Origin of the sequence: Paenibacillus sp. RU5M (assembly GCF_900221055.1) — a bacterium.
Taxonomy (GTDB): domain Bacteria; phylum Bacillota; class Bacilli; order Paenibacillales; family Paenibacillaceae; genus Paenibacillus; species Paenibacillus marchantiae.
This window is the reverse complement of sequence record NZ_OBQM01000003.1, coordinates 451,594-475,259: the sequence shown is the minus strand read 5'-3', so window position 1 is coordinate 475,259 and position 23,666 is coordinate 451,594. Positions and strand designations below refer to the sequence as shown.

Sequence of the window (23,666 nt, the reverse complement as noted above, 5' to 3'; positions counted from 1 at the left end):
GGATTGCCCCAGTCTTGACCATCCACAGGCATCTGCGAAAATATGGCATGAGCCTAAGCAGGGATTCTGAATATTTTCCATGGGCAAATTCAATTTAACGTTTCTTTATACTGTATTCATGATAATGCTAACTGTATCTTTGGCACATTTGTTCCACGAAAAGAGGGCCGAATGCTCCCTACCTTTGGTAGATAATTGCCGGCCAAGTTCCCGATCGGACGTAATCTCGACCAGACGCGCAGCAGCTTCCTGTGGATGAAGTGGATCGAAATACAGCCCTGCATCACCGCACACTTCCGGAATGGAACCACGAGAGGAAACGATTACTGGGCAGCCCAAGGCCATTGCCTCCAGCGGTGGCAACCCAAATCCTTCGTACAACGATGGGAAAATGAAGCCAGCCGCATGTTCGTACAACGCTTTTAATTCTTCATCCGACACGTACCCTACCCAATTTACCCCATCCGATTCAGTCAGCTCCTGATTGCTGAATACCTTACTATTTTTGGATCCGACAATAACAACGCTCAAATTTTGGGCCTTAACCTCAGGCAATATCTCTAGAATCAGCTTAAAATTTTTATAGGGATTCATCGTACTCACAGCCAGGACGTATGGCGAATTAATTCCATATTTCTCAAGTGTTCCTTCAGCAGCCTGCCTGTGATGGATATGATCAATACCCAAGTGAGTAACGGATACCTTCTGTGCTGCAATTTTGCAATGTTGAATCAGTTCTCCCTTGGAAAAGTGGGATACCGTAATAATCTCTTTGGATATTTTCCCTAGTCTAACCGTCAAAAACTGGTACCATGAGCGGAATGCAAACGAGAATGCTTTCGGATAACTAAATACTGATGCATCGTGGATCGTAACTACCTGATTTCGCTTGAAAGCAGGACCTGTATTACATAGATTAATCAGCAATCCTCCCCGGGAATACAGCGGAAGATCGAGTTGCTCCCACAGATGACCCTTGAATTTACCAATCACCTTATGACGGATATGCTTTAAATCAAGCTTGGTAATGACGTTGGAAGGAGACAGTAAACAGAATTCGTATCTCGTTCCATCCACTTCACCGATATCAATTAATTTGTCAATTTCTTTCACAAGTTCAATGGCATACCGCTGCACTCCAGTAACGGTCTGAGTAAGAAAGCGTGCATTAATGTATATTGTTTTAATCATGCCAGTCTCCATTTCTACTTATAATTTTTTGAATGTGAGGCCACATGAGCATCCTTAAAATTAACATCCATGTTTCTCGCCTCGTAATAGAGGCTTACGAACTCTTCATTCATACGATCCGCGCTAAATCTTTCCTTGTATATGCCGCACCCGATTTCTCCCATAGTGACAAGTGTTTTTTTCTGTAACTTCAACAGGATTTCCATTAACTCTTCTGGATGATCAAGGTCAAAGATATAACCGTTCACTTCATGCGAAACCAGCTCCGGTAAAGAGGATCTATTGCTTGCGATTACCGCTTTACGGTTCTTCATTGCCTCTAGTGCAACTAGAGGCAATCCTTCCCATCTGGATGGCAAAATCACGGCATCGCATTGCTGATAGTAACGGTCAATATCCGCGTTATCAACCCATCCCAGACGAACGACATTATCCGGAAAATGCCACTCATTATTTTCCAGTACACTATCACCGATAACGTACAGTCGGATCAGCTTCTGAATCTCAGGATGTTTGCCCAATACATCAAGAAGGATATCCAGTCCCTTCTGTCGGTCATATCGGCCCACAAACAGTAACTGAATAACTTCTTCTTCTTCCGAATGGTTCCAAACGGCTTGATTAGAATGTCCAGGCTGATTAATTGTTTTTTTCTCCCGCAAGCCACTATAAACGAACCTGGATTTGGAAGGAGACATTCCCAACCGGACGGACTGCTCCAATTCGTATTTTGAAATATTAATGATAAAATCCGTTTTGAATTCCAATACTTTCTCTATCATGAAATAAGCCTTTTTATGCAGAGGCTTGGTATCCATTAAAAAGGACCAACCATGGGAACAATAAAAAACGCTGGATTTTTGTGGGAAAATAAAAAACAAGCCCCTTGCGAGCATCCCCGCAAATGAGCTATGAATATGAATAATATCTGGTTGAATACGCTTAATAGCTTGGTGAATTTGTCTCATCGCCGCGAAAAAATATTTGGGGTGGCGTGTATACTCATAACGCAGAATGTGATCCGGCTCCAAATCAAAATCAGAAGCCGAATTATAGTCACTCATTAATAGATATACATCGAAATGACGACGTTGGTATGCAACCAGCTCGTTCAAATAGGTCGCCACACCACCAACAACGTATTCCCCTATATGCAAAATCTTCATTTATCCGTTCACCTACTTTGCAATGGTATTTCATTTTCTTGGTGTTGCTGAAAGAGAGCCATGCCAATTACAATCCATATTGATACATTACTAGGGAACAGTTCAAGTACATTAGTCGTAAAACTTGCTGCTGCAACTCCTATACCAAGCGCAATAGCCATCTGTGGAAGGCCCATAGTGTCAGAGACAGGTAGCCGTTTCATTCTTTTAACAAGGCATGCCGTGATCCACAAAATCAACACGACTAGATAAATAATACCAATCCATCCCGTTTGCTCATAAAAAGAGAAATATTGGTTATCCACTGGATAATCTCTAGATTGCAAACCAAGCATATGTGTTCGGCGACTGGCAGCACCTACAGAACCAAGACCATTTCCAATGACTCCTGCCATCGAGAATGGTGACGTGAGATAGGAACCCCAGCTCTGAAATCGCACGAGCATGGAGTTGATAGAGAGCAGGTTATAGTTATCCATCAATCGAACCCCAAACACAGCAACTGCTGGAATTAGCATAAAAACGCCAGCCAGTAGCAGCATGTTATTGGGGTTATATTTTCGTACACGGAGAATAAATATTACAATTTGATAAACAATCCAGAAAACTAGAGCAGATCGAATCGTAGATAACAATAAAAAGCTGATGGTCAATAGTTGAATGAATATGCGGAACAGCCGATGCTTCTCAGCCAATCGAGTTCTTTCAGCAATTAATCCAGTAATCAAAAGAGCATAAGCATAACTATCTGGTGAAATGGTGATGGAATTCAGGCGGGGCACACCTTCCAGATAGTGTTTGATATTTACACCGTAGACGAAGCCTAACGAGATTAGCTTTTCTATTCCCAGTGAATATTGTATCAACCAGCCAGCAATCAGTAAGAACAGAATAATTAGATTCGTTCGGGCAAACGCATATGTTGCCTTAAGCTTAGCAATATACATTCCGGCAAACATCATCATCATCGGTAAAAAAGTAACCTTCACCCCATAGACCCAAGTGACGATACTTCCACCAAGTAACAGACTCATGGAACCAATAACCATAATTGAGCCAAACAGGAATAGAAAAAGAACAACGAACTTGTGTTGACTTCGATATACTTTACTTAAAGCAAATACGGCCATCAAGAGCATGCCCAAATCTTTCAGTGAACGAATAATAATGTTATCAACATATATGGAGACGAGACCATAACAAGCCAGATAAATCATCAAAATATGAACCATTTTCTTAAACAGTGAGCCCTCTGATTCAGCATTAGCTGTGACGTATATAGGTTTTCCTGCATTCATAGAAATAGTTTGCATGTTAACCTCCATACCCGATCAGCTTATCGTATATATCTACGTGTTTCTTGAGCAGATAAGCCTCGTTGAAGGATTGACTGTATTGATTACAGCGCTCCTTCAACTCTACTTTCTCCTGTTCACTCATATGGTAATATTTTAGAATCGATTGAGTAATGGCCTCTGAGCTATACGGAGAAAACGAGAATTCATCGGTATCCAGAAGAATTTCGGACATTCCACCAACGCGTGAAGCATATACCGGTGTACCTACCTGATAAGATTCAATTACTACTAATCCGAAAGGTTCATCCCATGTTGACGGAACGATGGTGAGATCCATTGCAGCCATTTGCTTCATGACCTCAGATTTGGGTATTTTCCCCTTGAATTCAATACGATTATCCCCAGCTGCTGATTGCTTCAAAGAATTCAACATAGGGCCATCGCCAAAAATACAAAGTTTGCTAACAACATCAGTATCTAATGCCTTTATTGCTTCAATTAAATAATGCACACCCTTCACTTCGGTGAGTTGTCCAAAATATCCAATTTGGAATGGAGCATTTGTGTTAACCTTCTTCTTTTCATACAGTTCAGTTGCATATGCATCAGTATCAACAATATTATGAACCACATGTTTACTTGAGTTTTCAAAAAGTCCAAGTGAGGTGTGACTACCAAGAATATGATTGGAAACACCGATGACTGATGCTGCCATCTGGCTGAATTTTCTTGATACAATTCTGTACACTTTTGAATACGCAGATACCTTAATCGGATCAATAAGAGAAAAATCGTGAAGTGTGTGTACAATCGGAATATTCAATTCATGAGCAGCTCTCCACACAGCCAAACTGAGACCTGGTAGATTATGCGTATGAAGCAGGGCCGGTCTTTCCTTAATGAGATACTCCTTTACGTGGTGATATTGTTTCACGTTAAAAATATCCTGAATTCTCCACAGAATCTTACTCGGAACGGAAACCCGTTTCCCTCCATCCCCAAGCCAATACCGATTATTGTACGGCAAGCGGATAACATTGATCCCATTTACAATGTCCGACTGTACTATCCTGTCGGTATGTTCTCCAACGGTCATGACCTGGACTTCATAATAACGATTCAAGGTCTGTGCCAAAATCTGTGTGGATATTTCTGCCCCTCCTATAATGTTTGGTGAATAAAGGCTGTGGGCAATCAATATTTTCGTCATGGCATCACGTTCATTCTCAGGAGCATTGAACGATAATGTTGGATCATGAGCCCCAATCCCTCTTCCAATCCGATTTCCGGTTCCCAATTCAATAGTTTCTTTGCCTTATCAATGACCGGCCTTCTGACCTTTGGATCATCCTGAGGTAGAGGTAAATATACGATTCTGCTCTCTGATTGTGTAAGGCGTTTGACCAAGTGTGCCACTTCAAGCACGCTGTACTCCGTAGGATTTCCGATATTGATAATTTCACCATCGGCACTAACCGCTTCCATGAGTTTTTGCAGTCCTTTGATATTATCGTCAACATAACAGAATGAACGGGTTTGCGAACCATCCCCATACACCGTAATATCCTGCCCTGTCAGTGCCTGTGTTACAAAGTTGGAAATGACACGACCGTCATCATTTCGTAGTCCTGAGGAATACGTATTAAAAATACGTGCTACCTTCACGGGAACACTGTGTTTCGTGTAGTATTCATAACAAAAAACTTCACCCAAGCGCTTGGCCTCATCGTAACAAGCCCTAGGTCCCCAAGTGTTCACGTTACCTCGATAACTCTCAGGCTGCGGATGAACTTCGGGATCTCCATAAGCTTCACTCGTACTCGAATACAGGAACTTTGCTCCTTTGGTACGGGCGAGCTCCAGCAAATGATAGGTTCCTCGAGTGTTCACCCAGATCGTTCCGATCGAATCTGCCTGATAGAACTTGGGTGAAGCGGGTGAAGCCAGATGATAGACTTCATCTACTGGCTGATCTACGAGAAAATCCAGTGAGTCGGGCAACGTAACATCAGCTTCACGGAAAAAAAAGAGGGGGCTGTTAGCCACCTCTTGCAGATTTTTAGAAACGCCTGTTGAAAGGTTATCTATTCCGGTAACCTGATGTCCTTGATCAATCAATGATTTGACTAGATGGGAACCCAGAAAACCGGCTGCACCCGTCACTACAATATGTTTCAATGCAATCACACTCCATATTATCTAATGAGTAGGTTAAAATGTATTACTTTTAATCATAACGCCAACGGTTTTAAAAACGATAATGATATCTAGCTTCAAAGAGACGTTAGAGATGTAGTGAAAATCATATTGCAGATTATGATGAATCGGTTCCTTGCGAACATCACTTACTTGCCATAGTCCGGTAATTCCTGGTTTTACCAGAAAACGTCTTCGTTCCAAATCCGTGTAGCTTTCTTCTACGATTCGCTTCATTTCAGGTCTGGGACCTACGAAGCTCATATCACCCTTGATAATGTTTAGCAATTGAGGCAGCTCATCCAGACTAGTCTTCCGAAGTAATCTACCCAACCTGGTAATTCTAGGATCATCGCTTGTGGTCGGCGATATGCTGTATTTTGGTGCATCCGTACGCATCGTTCTGAATTTGTAAATATTAAATTTAATTCCGTTCTTCCCATAACGTTCTTGTCTGAAAATTACAGTACCTTTAGAATCAAGTTTAATCATAATCGCTGCAACAAGCATGACCGGTGATGTAATCAGCAACAGCACAGCCGCAATAATAAAATCGATAAACGGTTTTATTACGTCAGCATATCCGCCAACACGCTGCGAATATGGCTGTTCCAATACTGCCGAAGTGCCATCCTTGGCCAGGGCTTCTCCACTCCCAAAGTATTCCGGTCTTGAAAGTTTCACAGACTATCCCCTCCTGCTACAAGCATTTGGTTCAATTGTTCCTTCATCAGAATCTCTTCTATCGCCATTAGGACCGGCGCACGCAATTCTTTATTTTTGAGAGCAAAATCAAGTGTGGTTAGGATATAGCCCAGCTTCTCACCGACGTCAAAACGTGAGCCTTCAAAATCATAAGCACTAATTCCTTCATCCCGATTCAGCATTTGCAACGCATCCGTGAGTTGAATCTCACCACCTGCACCCACATTTTGCTCTTCCAGATACTCAAATACTTTAGGTGTCAAAATATAACGGCCCATAATAGCCAAATTGGAAGGTGCTGTACCCAATGGCGGTTTTTCAACCATGCTGTTTACAGAAGACAAACGCCCCTCTGTGTGCAATGGATCAATAATTCCATAGCGGTATGTTTCACTTGGACTTACTGTTTTCACTCCGAGTACAGATTGGTTGACCTTCTCATATTGCTGAATGAGTTGCTTCGTGCACGGCACATCAGAAACCACAATATCGTCACCAAGCAATACAGCAAATGGTTCATTGCCAATAAAGTTTCGAGCACACCATACAGCATGCCCAAGTCCCAGCGCTTCCTTCTGCCTTATGTAATGAATATCAACGTTGGAGGACTTCCGGACTTCTTCCAGTAAGCTGAGCTTTCCTTTTTCGAGCAGATTTTGCTCCAGTTCAAACGCGCTGTCAAAATGATCTTCAATCGCACGTTTTCCCTTGCCCGTTACAATAATAATGTCCTCAATCCCGGAAGCTACAGCTTCTTCAACAATGTATTGAATGGTCGGTTTATCCACAATAGGGAGCATTTCTTTAGGCATTGCCTTCGTAGCGGGTAAAAATCGGGTTCCCAATCCGGCTGCGGGAATGATTGCTTTCCTCACTTTAGTCATAAATACCACCCTATCCATTATTATTTTTTTATGTTTAAAAGCATGAGTTGGATCATTTAAATCCATGAAACCATGAAATAAATTGATGCAATTCTTACTTTTAATTTCATAAAAGGGCATTAAACCCAACCTCACATCACACCCTTGACGATATACGTCTAAGGTACACTACCCACAGTGTGACCGAGTGCCTACCTTGATAAAGGTATAGTAGACATCACCTTGACGATATTATCTTTAGTTTAATGCGTACATTCGTTATGCATTTCCACCATAATAAGAACTCCGACTTTTGGGCAGCTGCACATTATTCAAGACGGCTCCAAGGATACGTGCGTTAACATGTTCGAGATGGGCTTTTGCCTTTTTGACAAGATCCTTTTTCACCTTGCCCGCGCTCACAACAAGAATTACTCCATCACACAATGAACTAATAATTAAAGCATCTGTAACCGCCAGAACAGGTGGTGTATCAAATAAAATCACATCGTATTCTTCTTTCAAATCCTGGAGCAAAGCCGTCATTTTACGAGATCCAATCATCTCTGAAGGATTAGGAGGTATAGGGCCGGAAGACAAGACATGAAGCCCTTCCACTCCGGTTTCTCGAAGTACTTCCGTAACTTTATATTGGCTGGATAATACACTCGTCAGCCCCACATGGTTAGGAACATTAAACATCCGATGCACCGCAGGTTTTCGCAGGTCCGTATCCATTAGCAGAACCTTTTTCCCTTCTTGGGCATAGGTAACTGCCAGATTGCCGATCGTTGTCGTTTTCCCTTCGCCGGATAATGCCGAAGCAATCATGATCGTTTGAATCTGACTATCAATCGATGAGAACTGGATATTGGTTCTTAACTTCCGATATGCTTCAGATGATGTAGACTTGGGATTGGCCATAGTAACGAGGCTCCCTTTATCACTGGTTAACCGTGGCATATTGGCCATCACCTACCTGTTTTTGAGATGTTGTTGACTGCTTGGAAAAACGAGCATCTTCTTTTCGGATTCTGGAGATAACAGCTAGTGCAGGAATACCCAGTTCTTTTTCCAATTCATCCTCTGTTTTTAAGGTATCGTCCAGATATTCCAACAGGAATATAAATCCTATAGATAATAGAAGTCCGACAAAAAAACTGATTAAAATGTTCATAACGGGATTTACATTGATGGGTCCAGAGGAATCCGTAGGTTTGGCTTCACTCAGAATGGTTACATTATCAACTTTCATAATTACGGGGATTTGGGATTCAAACACTTTGGCAACAGCATTTACCGTTTTTGCCGCTTTTTCAGAAGATAAACCGGTGACGGTCAAACTCATAACCTGGGATTCATTCGCGGTGGATACCCGTAGGTTCTGTCCTAATTCATTACCGTTCATGCCAAGATCGGGGTATGTAGCTGCTACTTTATCGAGGATTGCCGAAGATTTAATGATCTCCATATATGAATTTATCACTTTAATGTTGGTTTGGATTGAACCAATATCCAGGTTTGGAACACCTTCTGCGTTATATGCCTGGTTAACAATTAATTTGGCATTCGCCTCATAAATCGGTACAGTCAAAAAATAATTTTTTACCCCTGCCCCAATACAAGCAACTGCTACAAAGCCAATAATGATCCAAATTCGTTTTCGCAAAATTTTCATGTACTCTTTTAGTTCCACACTGTATTCCTCCCATTCAAGTCAGCAAATTATGATGCAGATTGTCTCTTCTATATATATTTAGCTGGTTACCAGAACAACAATCTACGCTTCATAATTACGGGTTCTTCCAGCTCTATAATTTGATTGTTCCAGACCGAGCACGCATTATTTTGCAAATTTTGAACTAGACGATCTCCAAATCGGCGTTCAAGCAGGTGATATGCGGCCTTCATTGAAAATGTTCTTCCTTCCATATTGTGGGCGTCTGATGAAATGAAATGAAATCCGTTTTCTTTGCAAAAATGAAAACACCATCTCTGAACTTTTCGCCCGAAAAGTCCTATGACCGATTGAGCCGTGATTTGACATAAAGCACCTTGCCCAAGATATTCAACCAATAAATCGGGATTGTTCTGGATTGGACGATTTCGTTCGGGATGAGCAATAATAGGAATGATACCCGCCAACTTAAGTTCTTGGAGTATCCCGGGGAACTGCGAGGGGATATGACCAAAGGGCAATTCCAGCAACATGTATCGGCTCCCGGCGAGTGTGCAGCACTTTCCTGCGTATAAGTCTGCAATCAGGTTGTCATGCACCCTGATCTCCTGTCCGGGACGGATCTCCAAGCGAATGTTGCGTTTGCGAAGTTCTGCATGTAGCAGGTCCACTGCCTGATTGACCACGTTGGGTTGATTGTTGTACTGCCCGTTCAGGTGATGCGGAGTAGCAATGATCGAGGTAATTCCTGAGGCTGCCGCTTTCTCAGCCATCGCGATGGACTGTTCCATATGAACAGGGCCATCATCCAGACCGGATAAAATGTGGCAGTGCATTTCAACCATATCCAAACTTCCTCAATGTATGATCCCCCTCGCCCCTTTATTCATTGCGCAAATGCTTTTGGTGTTAAAGAACTAATGCATAACGCTATGAAATATAGTAAAATGGCGTTAAGTACATGCTTGTTCAGAATATGTTTAGAATGTGTTCATTTCATATGGTAAAATCAATGTAATGATAGGTTTCCTGCAAGTTAGGTTGTTCCGATGCCTTCTCATACTGAAACCGGGAAACGGTCGGAAACTGAACTTCTCGAATCATTGTATTTAACTGTCCCGTTATATATAGTGTCTGCTCTTGCTGAATATGCAAGTTTGAATGATACAATGTGAGCTCACCGAAAGGCTGTTTCCATTGCAACTTTGCGTGGAGTCGCACACATACATGGCTATCTTCTACATCCAAACCAATTAGCATCTCTGGTGATATCGGCAAGTCCAGGTCGCTCAGGAAGGTGATCGCTCTTGTGTCCATACCTAGCAGCAGAACGGGGCGTCTTTTGCGGTCTACCAATTTGCCATGAAACTCCTGAATGTACATATGGACATTTAATTTGAGATCCGCCCATTCCTGAATCATTGAATTCATGGCTTCATTCCTTTAGAATGGATTAGCTTGCAAGAGTTGCCTATACTCCTTCTCACAGGTATATTGGGTAGGCAACGTGGTCATACTTAAAATATCCCAAATGATACATTTTGTAACTCCATACGTCCAATTTACGATACATTTTGTATCATGTCAAGCAGTATTTGGACATGGTTCTTTTGATTTACGACAATATGAGATGTCCTTAGACAGACCTATATACAACTAGGACTACTAAGGCGTTACGATGATGCAGGAAAGCTGCCCTGATCAAACACTTGGCTCAGGATTGTTTCAATATATATTTGATGGCGTTCAGGGGGAAATAGCATATGAGCTACGGAAATCGCATTGCTGAATTAAGGGAACAGCGGGGACTTACTCAAGAAGAACTTGCGAGCTCCATTCATATTACAAGAGCTGCTCTCTCCCACTACGAGAAAAACCGACGCAAACCGGATTTCGAAGTGTTAACGAGACTTGCTGACATCTTTGGCGTATCTATTGATTATCTCATTGGACGGACGAAACAAAATGATGTCGTAATGGATGAGGACGTAAGGGAGTTCGTGGACGCCCTTGAATTATCAGATAAGGAAGTGCTGGAACGCTTCGGCCTGATGATTGATGGCAAACCCTTAACAGAAGAAGAGGCACGTCGTTTTATTGCTTTTGTCCGCATGGAGCGTAGTATGGATTAAACCGCAAAGAAGACCCAGTACCGAGAAAACATCACTCTCCGGTTGCTGGGCTTTTTTTTGTCTTGATTTCCCTCCATCTATTCTAGGCTTGTCGATGTGTTGTCAAGCACGCTTGTTGTTGTCGGAGGATACGAAATGGTTCCAACGCTCCGGGTCGATTCCGCATTGCAGTTAAACTTTCATGATGTCCATCTGGGTTGCTTCGACTGGTTTACCTTTCGGCTTACGATCGCCCCTGTTTGGTTGCTTCATATTCATTCCGCTAACCTCTCTTATCTTTATACTTTCCCTGCACTCCAAAACTAGCCTAATTATACTTGAGAAAGTTCTTCAATGTTGTCGTCTCATGGCGATAGCGTTTTTTGTGCGGGTTCTAATTTTGTCGAAAACCAAATAGGAGCTCTACAGCGCCGTTTTGGCCGCCATAAAGCTCCTATTATTCTTAATACAACCCGTTCATGCAATCGGACAGGAATATATTAACCTCCTGTACGCGCAAGTTCACGCATGTTGGCTTCAAAAGCAGCCAGCAAAGCTGCCTCTCCGCTCAGGCCCGTTGCCTGAATCCGTTCGATTTGCTCGGTCATTCGTTTGAAGTCCTTCGGAATAACACGAACAAATTGATCTACAGATTGCTGCCAGTTATCCAGAATGCGCTGACCAACCGCACTACCTGTATTCGCAACATGACGTTGAATCATGCCTCGCAGATCTGCACTCTCAGAAACATCTTCGATACGCTCCAAAAGTACCATTTCCAGATTACAACGTTTCAGGAATGTGCCTTTTGGATCATACACATAAGCAATACCTCCGGACATCCCGGCTGCAAAGTTACGACCTGTATCACCCAGAACGACGACACGGCCACCTGTCATGTACTCACAACCATGGTCGCCTACACCTTCAACAACCACTTTGGCACCCGAGTTCCGTACAGCAAACCGCTCCCCAGCAATACCACGAATATAAGCTTCACCACTGGTTGCCCCGTATAGAGCCGTGTTACCAATGATGATGTTATCTTCGGCATCAAATGTGGCTTTTGGTGAAGGCATGACGATCAGTTTACCTCCGGACAACCCTTTACCTACATAGTCATTGGAATCCCCTTCAACGGTCAATGTCATACCTTTAGGTACAAAGGCCCCAAAGCTTTGTCCAGCGGAGCCGACAAATTTGAATTGAACCGTATCTTCCGGTAATCCTGCAATTCCATATTTGCGCGTGATTTCACTACCCAAAATGGTTCCTACTGCACGGTTAACGTTGGTAATTGGAAGCACCGCTTCAACCGGTTGACCAGATTCAAGCGCAGGTTGCGCCAATGGCAACAACTGCTGCATATCCAGCGTCTCCTCCAATTGGTGGTTTTGATGCTGTGTACGGTAACGTGCAGAGCCTTCCGGCATTTCAGGCACATGCAGTAATACGGACAGATCTACACCTTTCTTCTTCCAGTGGTCTACAGCCTCTACTGTTTCAAGGCAATCTGTACGGCCCACCATTTCCTGAATCGTACGGAAGCCAAGATCAGCCATGATTTCACGAACGTCTTCAGCGACAAAACGCATGAAGTTAACGACATGAGCAGGATCTCCCGTGTAATTTTTACGCAATTCAGGGTTTTGTGTTGCTACACCTACCGGACATGTATCCATCTGACAGACACGCATCATGATACAGCCGAGTGCAACGAGTGGTGCTGTAGAGAATCCATACTCCTCAGCTCCCAGCAAAGCAGCGATAGCCAAGTCACGACCATTCAACATTTTGCCGTCTGTTTCAAGTACAACACGGTCACGCAGATTGTTCAGCATCAACGTTTGATGCGTTTCTGCAAGCCCCAGCTCCCAAGGCATACCCGCGTGGCGAATCGAACCTTGTGGAGAAGCCCCTGTTCCACCGTCATAACCGCTTACTAGGATAATGTCGGCACGACCTTTAGCTACACCAGCCGCAATCGTTCCAACGCCGACTTCGGATACCAATTTAACGTTGATCTCTGCACGTGGATTGGCATTTTTCAAGTCATAGATTAATTCAGCCAGATCCTCAATCGAGTAGATATCATGATGCGGTGGCGGAGAGATCAGACCTACACCCGGTGTTGATCCACGAACCTCAGCAACCCAAGGGTATACCTTACGTCCAGGCAACTGTCCACCTTCACCCGGTTTTGCTCCCTGTGCCATCTTGATCTGAATCTCATCGGCATTAACCAGATAGTTGGATGTTACACCAAAACGTCCGGATGCCACCTGTTTGATCGCACTGCGACGAGAATCACCGTTACTATCTTTAATGAAGCGAGCCGGATCTTCCCCGCCTTCACCTGTATTGGATTTACCACCAACACGGTTCATCGCAATAGCGAGATCTTCGTGTGCCTCTTTACTGATTGAACCGAAGGACATTGCCCCGGTTTTGAAACGACGCATAATGTCTTCGACGGACTCTACTTCTTCCAAAGGAATCGCAGGACCGACCGGTTTCAGTCTCAGCATGGAGCGAATGGTCAGCAACTGATCATTTTCTCCTTGCACGAGTTTGGAATACTTTTTATACAGTTTGTAATCGCCCGTACGTACTGCATGCTGCAGCGTATGGATCGTTTGCGGATTGAACAGATGCTCTTCTCCGTCGTTACGCCATTGGTATTCCCCGCCGGAATCCAGTACTTTGTCATTGCCATCTTTGTCTGTAAAGGCACGGTTGTGATGAGTCAATGCTTCGGCAGCCACTTCTTCCAGACCAATTCCGCCAATTCGCGAAGGCGTCCAGGTAAAGTAACGATCAACGAAGTCTGATTTCAGACCCACCGCTTCAAAGATTTGAGCTCCACGATAGGATTGAATCGTCGAGATTCCCATTTTGGACAATATTTTAATAACGCCCTTGGTAGCGGCTTTAATGTAGTTCTTCACGGCTTTATCATGTGAGATGCCACGCAGCAGCCCTTGCTGAATCATGTCATCCAGTGTTTCAAACGCCAGATACGGGTTCACGGCACTTACGCCGTAACCAAGCAACAAGGCATAGTGATGAATATCACGTGGCTCTGCCGATTCCAGTAAAATGCTGACTTTGGTTCTGGTTCCTTTACGAATCAGATGGTGATGCAAACCTGCTACTGCCAGCAATGCTGGAATAGCCGCATTCTCGGCGTCCACACCACGGTCAGACAGGATCAAAATGTTGTGACCTTTGTCAATGACACGGTCTGAAGCTTCGAAGAGCAGTTCCATCGCTTTGCGAAGTCCTTCTGCGCCCTCTTTTGCTGTAAAGAAGATCGGAATCGTCATGGAACGGAAGCCCGGACGACGAACGTGGCGAATCTTCGCAAAATCCTCATTAGAAAGTACCGGTGTATCCAAACGAATCTGACGACAACTCTCCGGTTCAGGATTCAGCAGGTTACGCTCAGGTCCGATCGTTGTTGCCGTAGACGTTACAATCTCTTCACGAATCGCATCGATCGGTGGATTGGTAACTTGTGCAAACATCTGCTTAAAATAGTTGTACAGACGTTGCGGACGATCCGACAGAACCGCAAGCGGCGCATCATAACCCATGGAGCCTGTAGCTTCCATACCTGTTGAAGCCATGGGCTCCAACACTTTGCGTAATTCTTCAAATGTATATCCATACGCCAGCTGAAGCTGGGTTACGTTATCATGTTTTGGATCAGGCAGTTCCGGTGCATCCGGCAGCTCATTCAGATCCATCAGATGCTCATCGAGCCAATCCTGATACGGATTCTCGGCCGCAATGAGAGCTTTCACTTCCTCATCCGCGATAATCCGTCCTTGTTGTGTATCGACAAGCAGCATACGTCCAGGACGCAGACGATCTTTATAGAGAATTTCTTCAGGAGCGATATCAAGTACCCCTACCTCGGAGGACAAAATAATACGATCGTCTTTCGTTACATAGTAACGTGCAGGACGCAGACCATTACGGTCAAGAGTTGCACCAATCTGCAAACCGTCCGTAAAGGCCATTGCTGCTGGTCCATCCCAAGGCTCCATCATCGTGCTGTGGTACTCATAGAATGCCTTTTTGGCAGGGTCCATTCCCTCATCTGTACTCCAAGGCTCAGGAACCATCATCATGGCCACGTGTGGCAATGAACGGCCGCTCAAATACAGGAACTCCAGCGTGTTATCAAACATCGCTGTATCCGAACCATCCGGATTGATAACCGGTTTTACTTTCGAGATGTCGTTACCGAACAATTCGCTCTCAAACAGCGACTGCCGGGCATGCATCCAGTTCACGTTACCACGCATCGTATTGATCTCACCGTTGTGGATCATGAAGCGATACGGGTGAGCACGTTCCCAGCTTGGGAATGTATTCGTACTGAAACGGGAGTGAACAAGCGCAATCGCTGATTCCACGAGATCTTCCTGAAGATCTAGATAGAACTGTCCCACCTGTTCCGTTGTGAGCATGCCTTTGTAGACAATTTTGCGACAGGACAAGCTTGGCAGGTAGAATGAACCACCTTCTGCTTCATCCGCCGAATAACGAATAGCCAGCTCCGCACGTCTACGAATGACGTACAATTTCCGTTCAAATCCCAATTCATCCTTAACATCTGTCGATCTTCCAATGAACACCTGACGCACATAAGGCTTTGCTGCAAGCGCAGAACGTCCCAGCATCTCATCAAACGTAGGCACATCCCGGAAACCCAGGAACGTCTGGCCTTCTTCTTCGATGATCTTCTTAAGGCTCTCTTCATGCGCTCTCCGAATGACAGGGTCCTGTGAAAGGAACAGCATCCCTACGCCGTAGAAGCCCTGTTCAGGCAATGCAAAACCAAGACGGTCCGCTTCCTGTGCAAAATAGCGATGTGGAATCTGGATCAAGATACCGGCTCCGTCACCGGAATTCGGCTCACTGCCCTGTCCTCCGCGGTGTTCCATGTTACTGAGCATGGTCAGTGCCTGACTAACGATGTCGTGTGAAGGTACTCCTTTGATGTTGGCAACAAAACCCATTCCGCATGCGTCTTTTTCGAACTGTGGGTCGTACAGACCCTGTTTAGGAGGTAATCCGATGTGTCTCATGGAACGCAACCTTTCTATAGTGAAGTATTTCGGAAAGATCAAGAACATAGGCAACAAGCAACAATGAAACGGAAGGAGCGGGCATTTCAATATGAATAAACACCTGCTAGATGAACGAGGGCGACAGCAAAAAGGGCTGTCAATCTTATAATTGCTGCTATTGCGGCAGAGGCCATCCATGAGATGAGCTGATCCGGATCACCCGGTAAACAGCTTGGTATAACAACACGCAACCGCTGGCACGGCCGCTGATATGGAGCGACGTTTTTTGATATAGTTCTATTATTTTAACACCGACCTAACATCAGCGCAATTTAAACTTTTTAATACCTCTGATAAGAAATGTTTTGCAGTACAGCTTTAGTGTGATGATGCTAAAATTCATCTCTTTTTCGAATAATTATACACATTTTATGTCAGAGTACAACTAATTTTAATTGCTGACAAAAGAAAATAATTCCATATGTAGCCTGCATTTAACCATAGTTGGGCCAATTTCTCATACCATGCTCCAGCGAATATCTTCATCCTTATGCATTTGTATACAAAAAGAGTCTGCAACCCATTTTCGGGTCACAGACTCTTTGCACTATTTGACTACTATATTGCATAATTTTGATACTTGAGTTCAAAGTTTATTTTCACTATTCTGTCCTATTCCGGTTCAATTCGGCTTATGCCGTCACCACTTGACCGGATTCAGCCACTTCGGCTTCTTTTTTGCGACGTCTGCCGTTCCAAAGGAAGAAAGCCAAGGTCAGCAGCACAGATATACCTGCATAGATTGACAGAATACCGACCTGATGCCACATCACATCGAAATTGCCACTGGATACAACTGCTTTGAAGCCCATAATGCTGTGCGTCATTGGCAGCCAAGGGCTAAATGACTGGAGCCATGACGGAATCAGCTCTACCGGGAAGGTTCCCGCACTTGCTGCAAGCTGGAAGACCAATAACAGGATAACAACATAACGACCTGGCAAGTCAAGCCAAGTTACAAGGGCCTGAACAATAAACATAAAGGTCAGTCCCGTAAAGATCGTGAACAGATAGAACAGCGGTACGCTGTGCGTTTCCAGTCCAAGACCGTACAGCATGAAGCTTGCCACGATTACGGATTGGATAATGCTCACAAAACCGAATACGAGTGTACGGCTGACAAAACGGTTCCAACCCGTTGCGCCCGGTACGGAAGTTTCCCGCATTTTCAAAACAATTGTTGAAATCAGTGATCCAACAAACAAACCGATGGACAGGAAGAACGGCGTCAACCCTGTACCGTAATTGCTCACGTTCTCTGTTGTATTCTCGGATGTATTCACAGGTTCGGCGAACATATTCACCACATCGTCCGTTTTCTTGACTTCTGACGTTTTCTGAGCTGCATCGTTCAGCTTGGTAGCCAGTTCGCTTGAGCCGTCTTTCAGCTCAGTTAAACCGTCTGCCAGCTTGCCTGCCCCATCACCGAGTTGTTTGGAACCATCCGTTAGTGAACTCACGCCACCGCTCAGTTTACCTACACCCGTTTGCAGGGCTGTGGTTCCCGAGCCCAGTTGCTTGGCTCCATCTGCCAGCAATGTGCCGCCACTTGCAGCTTCACCCAACTTGCCGCTAAACTGCTTCAGACCATCGGAGAGCTTCGCTCCGCCTTGGCTAAGCTGTCCAGCGCCCGCCAGCAATTGCTGCTGACCGTCCACCAACTGGTTCGCACCCGTCAGAAGCTGCTCTTGGCCTCCATGCATCTCGGAAGCACCTGCTGCCAGTTGCTGATTGCCCTGGTGCAACTGATCTGCACCCTGCGCAAGCTTCTGTTCGCTCTCATGCAATTGCTTACTGCCTTCAGCAACTGCTGCACTGGCTGCCAGCAGCTTCTGTACGTCTTCACTGGCTGCCAGTTCCGGGTTGGATGCAGCTAGCTGCTTCAACCCGTCAGCAACGCCCTGGGCACCGTCAGCAACCTTGCTGCTGCCGTCTACTGCCGATTTCAAGCCAGTGGCCAATGTGCCGCTGCCTTGCACTGCGCTTTGCAGACCCTCGGACAGCTTCGCACTGCCCTGCTCAGACGATTGCAGACCTGCTTGCAGCTTGCCTGCTCCGTCTACGGAAGACTTCAGTCCAGTTTCCAGCTTGGCACTGCCGTCCTTCAGCTGGTCTGCTCCGCTCTGAAGCTGGCTTGTTGCCGCCGCTTGAAGTTGCTGCAAACCGGATACCAGATTCGATGTTCCACTTTCAAGTTTGGTTGCACCCGTGTGCAGTGCATTGACACCGTCACTTAATGGAGACAAGCCATCCTGAAGTTCCAATGTACCGGATGCCAGCTTCGCCAGATTATCCTTGAGCTTCACAGCTCCATCATCCAGCTTGCCTGCGCCCGTATTCAAGTCTCCTGCGCCATCGCCAGCTTCAGCCAATCCGTCCGATACTTCGGAAAACTTGTCGAGCAGGGTCTCCGCATAGGATTCCGTTACTTTGGCCGAAACCTTAGCTTTCAGATCCTTGATAGCCGTCTTGCCAATCTGCGCACCCACAAAGCTGTAATTTCCATTTGGTTCGTAGATTAGATCAGCCGGCTCTGGCTTGTCATCAAGCAACGTTGTTGCCTGGGATGAAAAGTTTTCCGGGATCGTAATTTGCATATAATACTTGTCGTTTTCCATGCCTTCTTTAGCTTGGCTGGCACTGACAAAATCCCATTTAAAATCTGCATTCTTCTTCAGCTCATCAACGAGGTCACTACCGACATGCAATGATTTGCCTTCCAGCTCTGCACCTTTATCAAGGTTAACAACCGCAACCGGCATTTCATCGACATGACCATATGGGTCCCAGTAGGCAGCCAAATAGATACCACTATATAGAATCGGTATAAACAAAATTGCAATAACGGGGATCAACACCTTCGGGTTTCTCACGGCCGATCCCACATCCTTGAAAAACACGGATAAAGATTTCATGTCATTTTCTCCCCTTGTTCTCTCTGCTTTCCAAGCAGAATAACCATAATGAAATTAATTTGATGCGTTCCGGAAAATTTACCGAAACACGAAGTGACCACTTTCCTCAAACGGTCACTTTAGAGCAAAAAAACAAACCTGTCTCTCGACAAGCCTCACTGCCTGTAATCGTATGACTAACCCATATTATAGTAGAATAAATTCGGGTTACGTTGCAGCAGCAATTCCTTCCATTAAGAAAAGGCGAAAGTAATTCTTGATTTCCTCTTTGCTCAGCGGTTCGTGTTGCTTGCTCCAATCTGAGGTGAGGGCAATGTACAAACGAATCATCATAAAAGCTACTACCTGTGGATCACACTCACGAATCTCTCCGTTGTCTCTTGCCTTCTCAAGCTCCCGAGCCAGAAAATCGGAGATGACTTTCTCCACTTTCTCCAAACCTTCCTTGGCCTGAAGAGTTCCAAAATCCTTAAGCTCCTGGGACAATTTAACCAGCAAATCGTGATCACGGCGAAACTCCAGCAATGAATCAAGTACACGAAACAGATTATCAAAAAAAGCACTTTCCTGATGAACTTCACGATGAGCAATGTTTTTCATTTCCTGGATTACTTCCACCAAAATCTGATCAAACAATTGTTCCTTATTCGTAAAGAACGTGTAGATCGTTCCCTTGCCAACATTCGCAATCTTCGCTACCTGATCCATCGTGGTTGCCTTGTATCCAAACATGGCAAAAGACTGCGCAGCTGCATGAATGACCTGCTGTCTCCTGTCAATCGGAGCCATCATATCCCTCCTCGTTTTCGTTGATCGTCCTCTTTAAATGACCAAAAATACAATTCGGTCATTCGGTCAAAATAAAGATTACCACTCTCATCATCAGATTGCAACCCTAACATTAAAAAATTGTGTTAATTTTTTTTAACCGAAATGCAGTGGAAACTGCTTCTATCGTCGTCTATAGTGTATGATGACTCCAATAACACGGATAAAGACGAAGTTTTGATGTATCAGAACATTAACTATAGTGTAAATATGTAACGAATGAACATGATTTTCCGCTTCGCTGTATATTCATGTAGTAATGCAACGTGCGGTATAACTGTGAATGTTAAATTTAAATTGATGAATAAAGGTGAACTCATGCGAAAACCAAGAGTGCTCTTGTTATCCGAAGGTTTCGGCACCGGTCACACCCAGGCCGCCCATGCGCTCGCAAGCGGCATTAAGAAAGTCAGTCCACATGTGCATAGTCGGGTCATTGAGCTCGGCAAATTTTTAAATCCAACCATGGCTCCGCTTATTCTGTCCGCATACCGCAAGACACTAACCGTTCAGCCCAAGTTAGTCAGTCTGCTGTATCGGACACAATATAACAAATCACTAAACGGATTTACGAAACTGGCCTTGCACCGGATTTTCTATACACAGACGGCTCAAGTCGTATCCCAATTGAAACCCGATGCCGTAATCTGTACCCATCCATTTCCGAATGCGGTCATCTCACGACTGAAACGTCAGGGACTTAATATTCCACTATATACGCTGGTCACAGACTACGACGTACATGCAACGTGGATTAATCCCGAGGTCAACAAATATTTGGTATCCACACCTCAGGTAAAGGCTCTGCTTGAGATCAGGGGTGTTGAACCCTCTCGCATCCAAATCACCGGTATTCCTGTTCATCCTGACTTCTGGGAAGCAGGAGACAAGGTAAGCCTCCGACAGGAAATGGGGCTTCAGAACATGCCCACTGCTCTGCTAATGGGTGGCGGATGGGGTCTTTCCTTTGATGAAGAGCATATGAAGGCCCTCACATCATGGGCGGATCGTGTACAGCTGCTGTTCTGCCTGGGAAGCAATGAGAAAATGATTGCCAAGCTGAAGGAAATGTCCTGCTTCCAACATCCGAATATACGCATTCTTGGGTATACCCGTGAGGTCAGCAAACTGATGGACGTATCCGATGTTCTCATTACGAAACCAGGTGGCATGACTTGTACAGAAGCATTGGCTAAAGGCCTGCCGATGTTATTCGTACCTCCATTGCCGGGACAGGAAGAAGAGAACTGTGAATATTTTGTACAAGCCGGATACGGCCAAGTCATTCACTCTGCTGACGTTATCGCCGATCGCTTCAGGCATTTGTGTGAGCAGATCTATGCACCACGTGAAGCTGAAAGCCAGCTGAAATCAGTCCACAAACCAGGGAGCAGAAACACCTACGATCCAACGTGTTGTGCCCAGGCTGTCCATGATTTATTGTTCCCGGCTACAGCGGAAGTCACATCCGCACCTAAGGAACGCCTCACAGCCGGATTTGGGGCAACTTCGCTGTCAGGTACCCGAATCCCATTCTAGCAGCTCTATGACCCCTTATAGTCGTTCTACGAGGATGTTTTATCTCTTAAGGACATGCATAAAGAAGGTTCCCCTCCAATGATCCGGAAGGGAACCTTCTTTTATTTCATTCATATATACGTATGATTTGCTGCAAAAAAGGGTAATTTAAATAACAAACTCTCATCACCAATGAAATTAAAAACGACGAAATAAAACTGCATTACAGGGCTTTTCAAGGTCTATGTAGCAAATACATAGTTAACTACCCTGCCTGTTTGCAGAATTTACAGGTCAATTACTTGTAAAAAGTATGATGCCCGATCGTTTTTACTTTTTTCTGGGAGCGAGCCACTGTCAGATCATCCGCAAGCGTCAATGACAAGAAATAATACGTATCATCGGCGACTTCCTTTTTCCCATTCAACGCTGCATTAACTGCCTTGATACTGTCCTCATTAGGAGTAACACGTTTCAAGCGCCCGTTCGCTACAGGACTGAATTGAGATTTCTGGTAGATTACTTTGTAAATGGTATCGGGAAAATTGGCTGACCGCAGCCGGTTTAAGACAACATTGGCAACTGCCACTTTGCCTTCGTACGGTTCACCTTCCGCCTCTGCCATGACGATTTTTTGCAGCAGAAGCAGCTCTTTATCGGACACACTGTATGACCAGGTTGCAAGTTTCGAGTCTTCCTGGTTCAGGAGTTTGGTCCGTGTAAAGTAAAGTTTTTGGGGGGGAGTCGTAATTGCAGCTAACGCTTTGGCATGCTCAATCTTGGCCAATTTCAGAGCAGCTTCTTTCTTCGCTTTGGCCGCAGCTGCAGCTCGGGCCGCATGTTTAGCCTTGGCTTCTTTCTGTTCCTGCTCTTCTTGGGCAGCCGTCAGCCAGTTCTTGGCCGGGAGCGAATTGGTCCAGTTATCAGTCTGAATAGACGCATCAGTAGATAGACTTGTCCCGTCTTCCATCATTCGCCTGTCTCCGCTAAAAGAATTTTCGCTATTTTCTGCAGATGCCGCAAGTTCGGTCATCTGTTTGCTATCACTTGCCTCATTCCACTTACCAGTCGCCTGAACGACGTTAGCCCCCACTATACATACAAGCAGCACAGATAACATCGGTGCCACCCAACGATTCTTGCTTATAATATCCATTCGAAGATTCCTCCTGTCGAAACAATTCCCTAATCTAAGTAACCACAAAAAAAGAATTTGAATAACGATGGCTAATATTACATAGGGAATAACGTAATGTCAATGTGATTTTATGTCATATCAATGAGTTTCAGGAAAAAGAAAACGTATCCACAACCCCATACATCGGCGCCTGACCTGGCTGTGTCACATAAAGCACAAAATCTTGCACCATCCAAGAATTAACACCTAAAAATTTCCCTGGAAGCACTTTAAATATCCCTTTATCTTCATTTCCTGGGTCCTGACCCAGAAATTTACGCGCAATCGTAATATGAGGAGAATAAGGTCTTAATTCGGCCTCGAATCCAAGGGAGGAAGTTGCGTCGACGATCCGTTTTTGCAGAAGATGAAGTTGATCCGTTTCTCCTTCAACACCTTTCCACAGCACCTTTGGCGCCTCTTCCAAACCGAACGTTCCCCAACCGGATAATTGCAGTTCAAAAGGCTGGAACCCGGCCGTTACCGAACGCAGCGCTTTCCGAAGTTGTCCAATGTCACTAACAAGGATATCTCCCAGAAATTGCAATGTAATATGATAATCCCGGTAGTCCGTCCATTTGCGAAAATCTAGCTTTCCTTGCACCTGTTCCGCAGACATCCGAAGTGAATTCTGAATATGTGCAGGCACCCGGAGTGCAATAAATAATCGTTCCCGTCGGGATGGAAGATCCGTATGTGAATGTAAATAGTTATTCATGGTATACACCTCATCTAAAGTTCGTTTTATTATTTCACAGTCGTCTCTATGGTTTCAAGCTGGTTAAGTATAGAGTGACACAATTTTTGGGATTTGCACAAGAGGCTGTATTCCTGCCTTTTACGCACATCACCTTCTTTTCTGCTACACTAATACCACAA

At 44.7% G+C, this 23,666-nt stretch carries 18 protein-coding genes; 2 read left to right on the top strand and 16 right to left on the bottom strand.

The window, feature by feature from the left end; translation table 11 throughout:
• Positions 1 to 105: 105 nt before the first annotated feature.
• The 11 genes from CRO25_RS12720 to CRO25_RS12670 all read right to left on the bottom strand — a co-directional run bounded on the left by CRO25_RS12720 (position 106) and on the right by CRO25_RS12670 (position 10,519).
• Entirely contained in the window at positions 106 to 1,191 is a 1,086-nt protein-coding gene (locus CRO25_RS12720) for a glycosyltransferase family 1 protein (protein ID WP_179132159.1), read from the bottom strand.
• A 14-nt stretch (positions 1,192 to 1,205) separates the two neighbouring features.
• A complete protein-coding gene (locus tag CRO25_RS12715; RefSeq protein WP_079695226.1) occupies positions 1,206 to 2,357 on the bottom strand; it encodes a glycosyltransferase in 1,152 nt (383 codons plus the stop codon).
• 8 nt (positions 2,358 to 2,365) lie between these two features.
• Positions 2,366 to 3,670 carry a hypothetical protein gene (locus tag CRO25_RS12710; protein WP_079695225.1) on the bottom strand — a complete coding sequence of 435 codons (1,305 nt, stop codon included), beginning with the start codon at positions 3,668 to 3,670 and terminating at the stop codon, positions 2,366 to 2,368.
• Position 3,671: 1 nt separating this feature from the next.
• Positions 3,672 to 4,865 (bottom strand): glycosyltransferase family 4 protein, encoded by a 1,194-nt coding sequence (locus CRO25_RS12705; protein WP_079695224.1) that lies wholly within the window; start codon positions 4,863 to 4,865, stop codon positions 3,672 to 3,674.
• A complete protein-coding gene (locus CRO25_RS12700; RefSeq protein WP_079695223.1) occupies positions 4,862 to 5,833 on the bottom strand; it encodes an NAD-dependent epimerase/dehydratase family protein in 972 nt (323 codons plus the stop codon). Before CRO25_RS12700 ends, CRO25_RS12705 begins: the two co-directional genes overlap by 4 nt.
• Positions 5,834 to 5,866: 33 nt before the next feature.
• Positions 5,867 to 6,535 carry a sugar transferase gene (locus CRO25_RS12695; protein WP_218670779.1) on the bottom strand — a complete coding sequence of 223 codons (669 nt, stop codon included), beginning with the start codon at positions 6,533 to 6,535 and terminating at the stop codon, positions 5,867 to 5,869.
• The gene (gene galU, locus CRO25_RS12690; RefSeq protein ID WP_079695397.1) at positions 6,532 to 7,440 is read right to left on the bottom strand and encodes a UTP--glucose-1-phosphate uridylyltransferase GalU; all 909 of its coding nucleotides are present in this window, start codon (positions 7,438 to 7,440) and stop codon (positions 6,532 to 6,534) included. Before galU ends, CRO25_RS12695 begins: the two co-directional genes overlap by 4 nt.
• Positions 7,441 to 7,698: 258 nt before the next feature.
• A complete protein-coding gene (locus CRO25_RS12685; protein WP_079695222.1) occupies positions 7,699 to 8,382 on the bottom strand; it encodes a CpsD/CapB family tyrosine-protein kinase in 684 nt (227 codons plus the stop codon).
• A complete protein-coding gene (locus CRO25_RS12680) occupies positions 8,363 to 9,115 on the bottom strand; it encodes a YveK family protein (RefSeq protein ID WP_079695221.1) in 753 nt (250 codons plus the stop codon). The genes CRO25_RS12685 and CRO25_RS12680 overlap by 20 nt, the downstream gene beginning before the upstream one ends.
• Before the next feature lie 68 nt (positions 9,116 to 9,183).
• Positions 9,184 to 9,942: a tyrosine-protein phosphatase gene (locus tag CRO25_RS12675; protein WP_079695220.1), complete on the bottom strand. Its 759-nt coding sequence runs from the start codon at positions 9,940 to 9,942 to the stop codon at positions 9,184 to 9,186.
• A gap of 151 nt (positions 9,943 to 10,093) precedes the next feature.
• Positions 10,094 to 10,519, bottom strand: coding sequence for a hypothetical protein (locus tag CRO25_RS12670; protein WP_179800938.1), 426 nt, complete (start codon positions 10,517 to 10,519; stop codon positions 10,094 to 10,096).
• A 341-nt stretch (positions 10,520 to 10,860) separates the two neighbouring features.
• On the opposite strand from CRO25_RS12670, the gene CRO25_RS12665 reads away from it, so the two are divergent.
• A complete protein-coding gene (locus CRO25_RS12665) occupies positions 10,861 to 11,229 on the top strand; it encodes a helix-turn-helix domain-containing protein (protein WP_063564514.1) in 369 nt (122 codons plus the stop codon).
• Positions 11,230 to 11,708: 479 nt separating this feature from the next.
• On the opposite strand, the gene gltB is transcribed toward CRO25_RS12665, so the two are convergent.
• The 3 genes from gltB to CRO25_RS12650 all read right to left on the bottom strand — a co-directional run bounded on the left by gltB (position 11,709) and on the right by CRO25_RS12650 (position 20,053).
• Complete coding sequence (gene gltB / locus CRO25_RS12660; RefSeq protein WP_079695219.1) at positions 11,709 to 16,307, bottom strand: glutamate synthase large subunit; 4,599 nt, start codon at positions 16,305 to 16,307, stop codon at positions 11,709 to 11,711.
• Between the two features lie 674 nt (positions 16,308 to 16,981).
• The gene (locus CRO25_RS12655; protein ID WP_079695218.1) at positions 16,982 to 19,264 is read right to left on the bottom strand and encodes a YhgE/Pip family protein; all 2,283 of its coding nucleotides are present in this window, start codon (positions 19,262 to 19,264) and stop codon (positions 16,982 to 16,984) included.
• 207 nt (positions 19,265 to 19,471) lie between these two features.
• A complete protein-coding gene (locus CRO25_RS12650; RefSeq protein WP_063564517.1) occupies positions 19,472 to 20,053 on the bottom strand; it encodes a TetR/AcrR family transcriptional regulator in 582 nt (193 codons plus the stop codon).
• Positions 20,054 to 20,410: 357 nt separating this feature from the next.
• Between CRO25_RS12650 and CRO25_RS12645 the strand changes: the two genes are divergently transcribed.
• Positions 20,411 to 21,631, top strand: coding sequence for a glycosyltransferase (locus tag CRO25_RS12645; protein ID WP_063564518.1), 1,221 nt, complete (start codon positions 20,411 to 20,413; stop codon positions 21,629 to 21,631).
• Between the two features lie 277 nt (positions 21,632 to 21,908).
• On the opposite strand, the gene CRO25_RS12640 is transcribed toward CRO25_RS12645, so the two are convergent.
• Positions 21,909 to 22,766 (bottom strand): cell wall hydrolase, encoded by an 858-nt coding sequence (locus CRO25_RS12640; protein WP_063564519.1) that lies wholly within the window; start codon positions 22,764 to 22,766, stop codon positions 21,909 to 21,911.
• 130 nt (positions 22,767 to 22,896) lie between these two features.
• Complete coding sequence (gene thpR / locus CRO25_RS12635) at positions 22,897 to 23,505, bottom strand: RNA 2',3'-cyclic phosphodiesterase (protein ID WP_079695217.1); 609 nt, start codon at positions 23,503 to 23,505, stop codon at positions 22,897 to 22,899.
• Between the last annotated feature and the right edge of the window lie 161 nt (positions 23,506 to 23,666).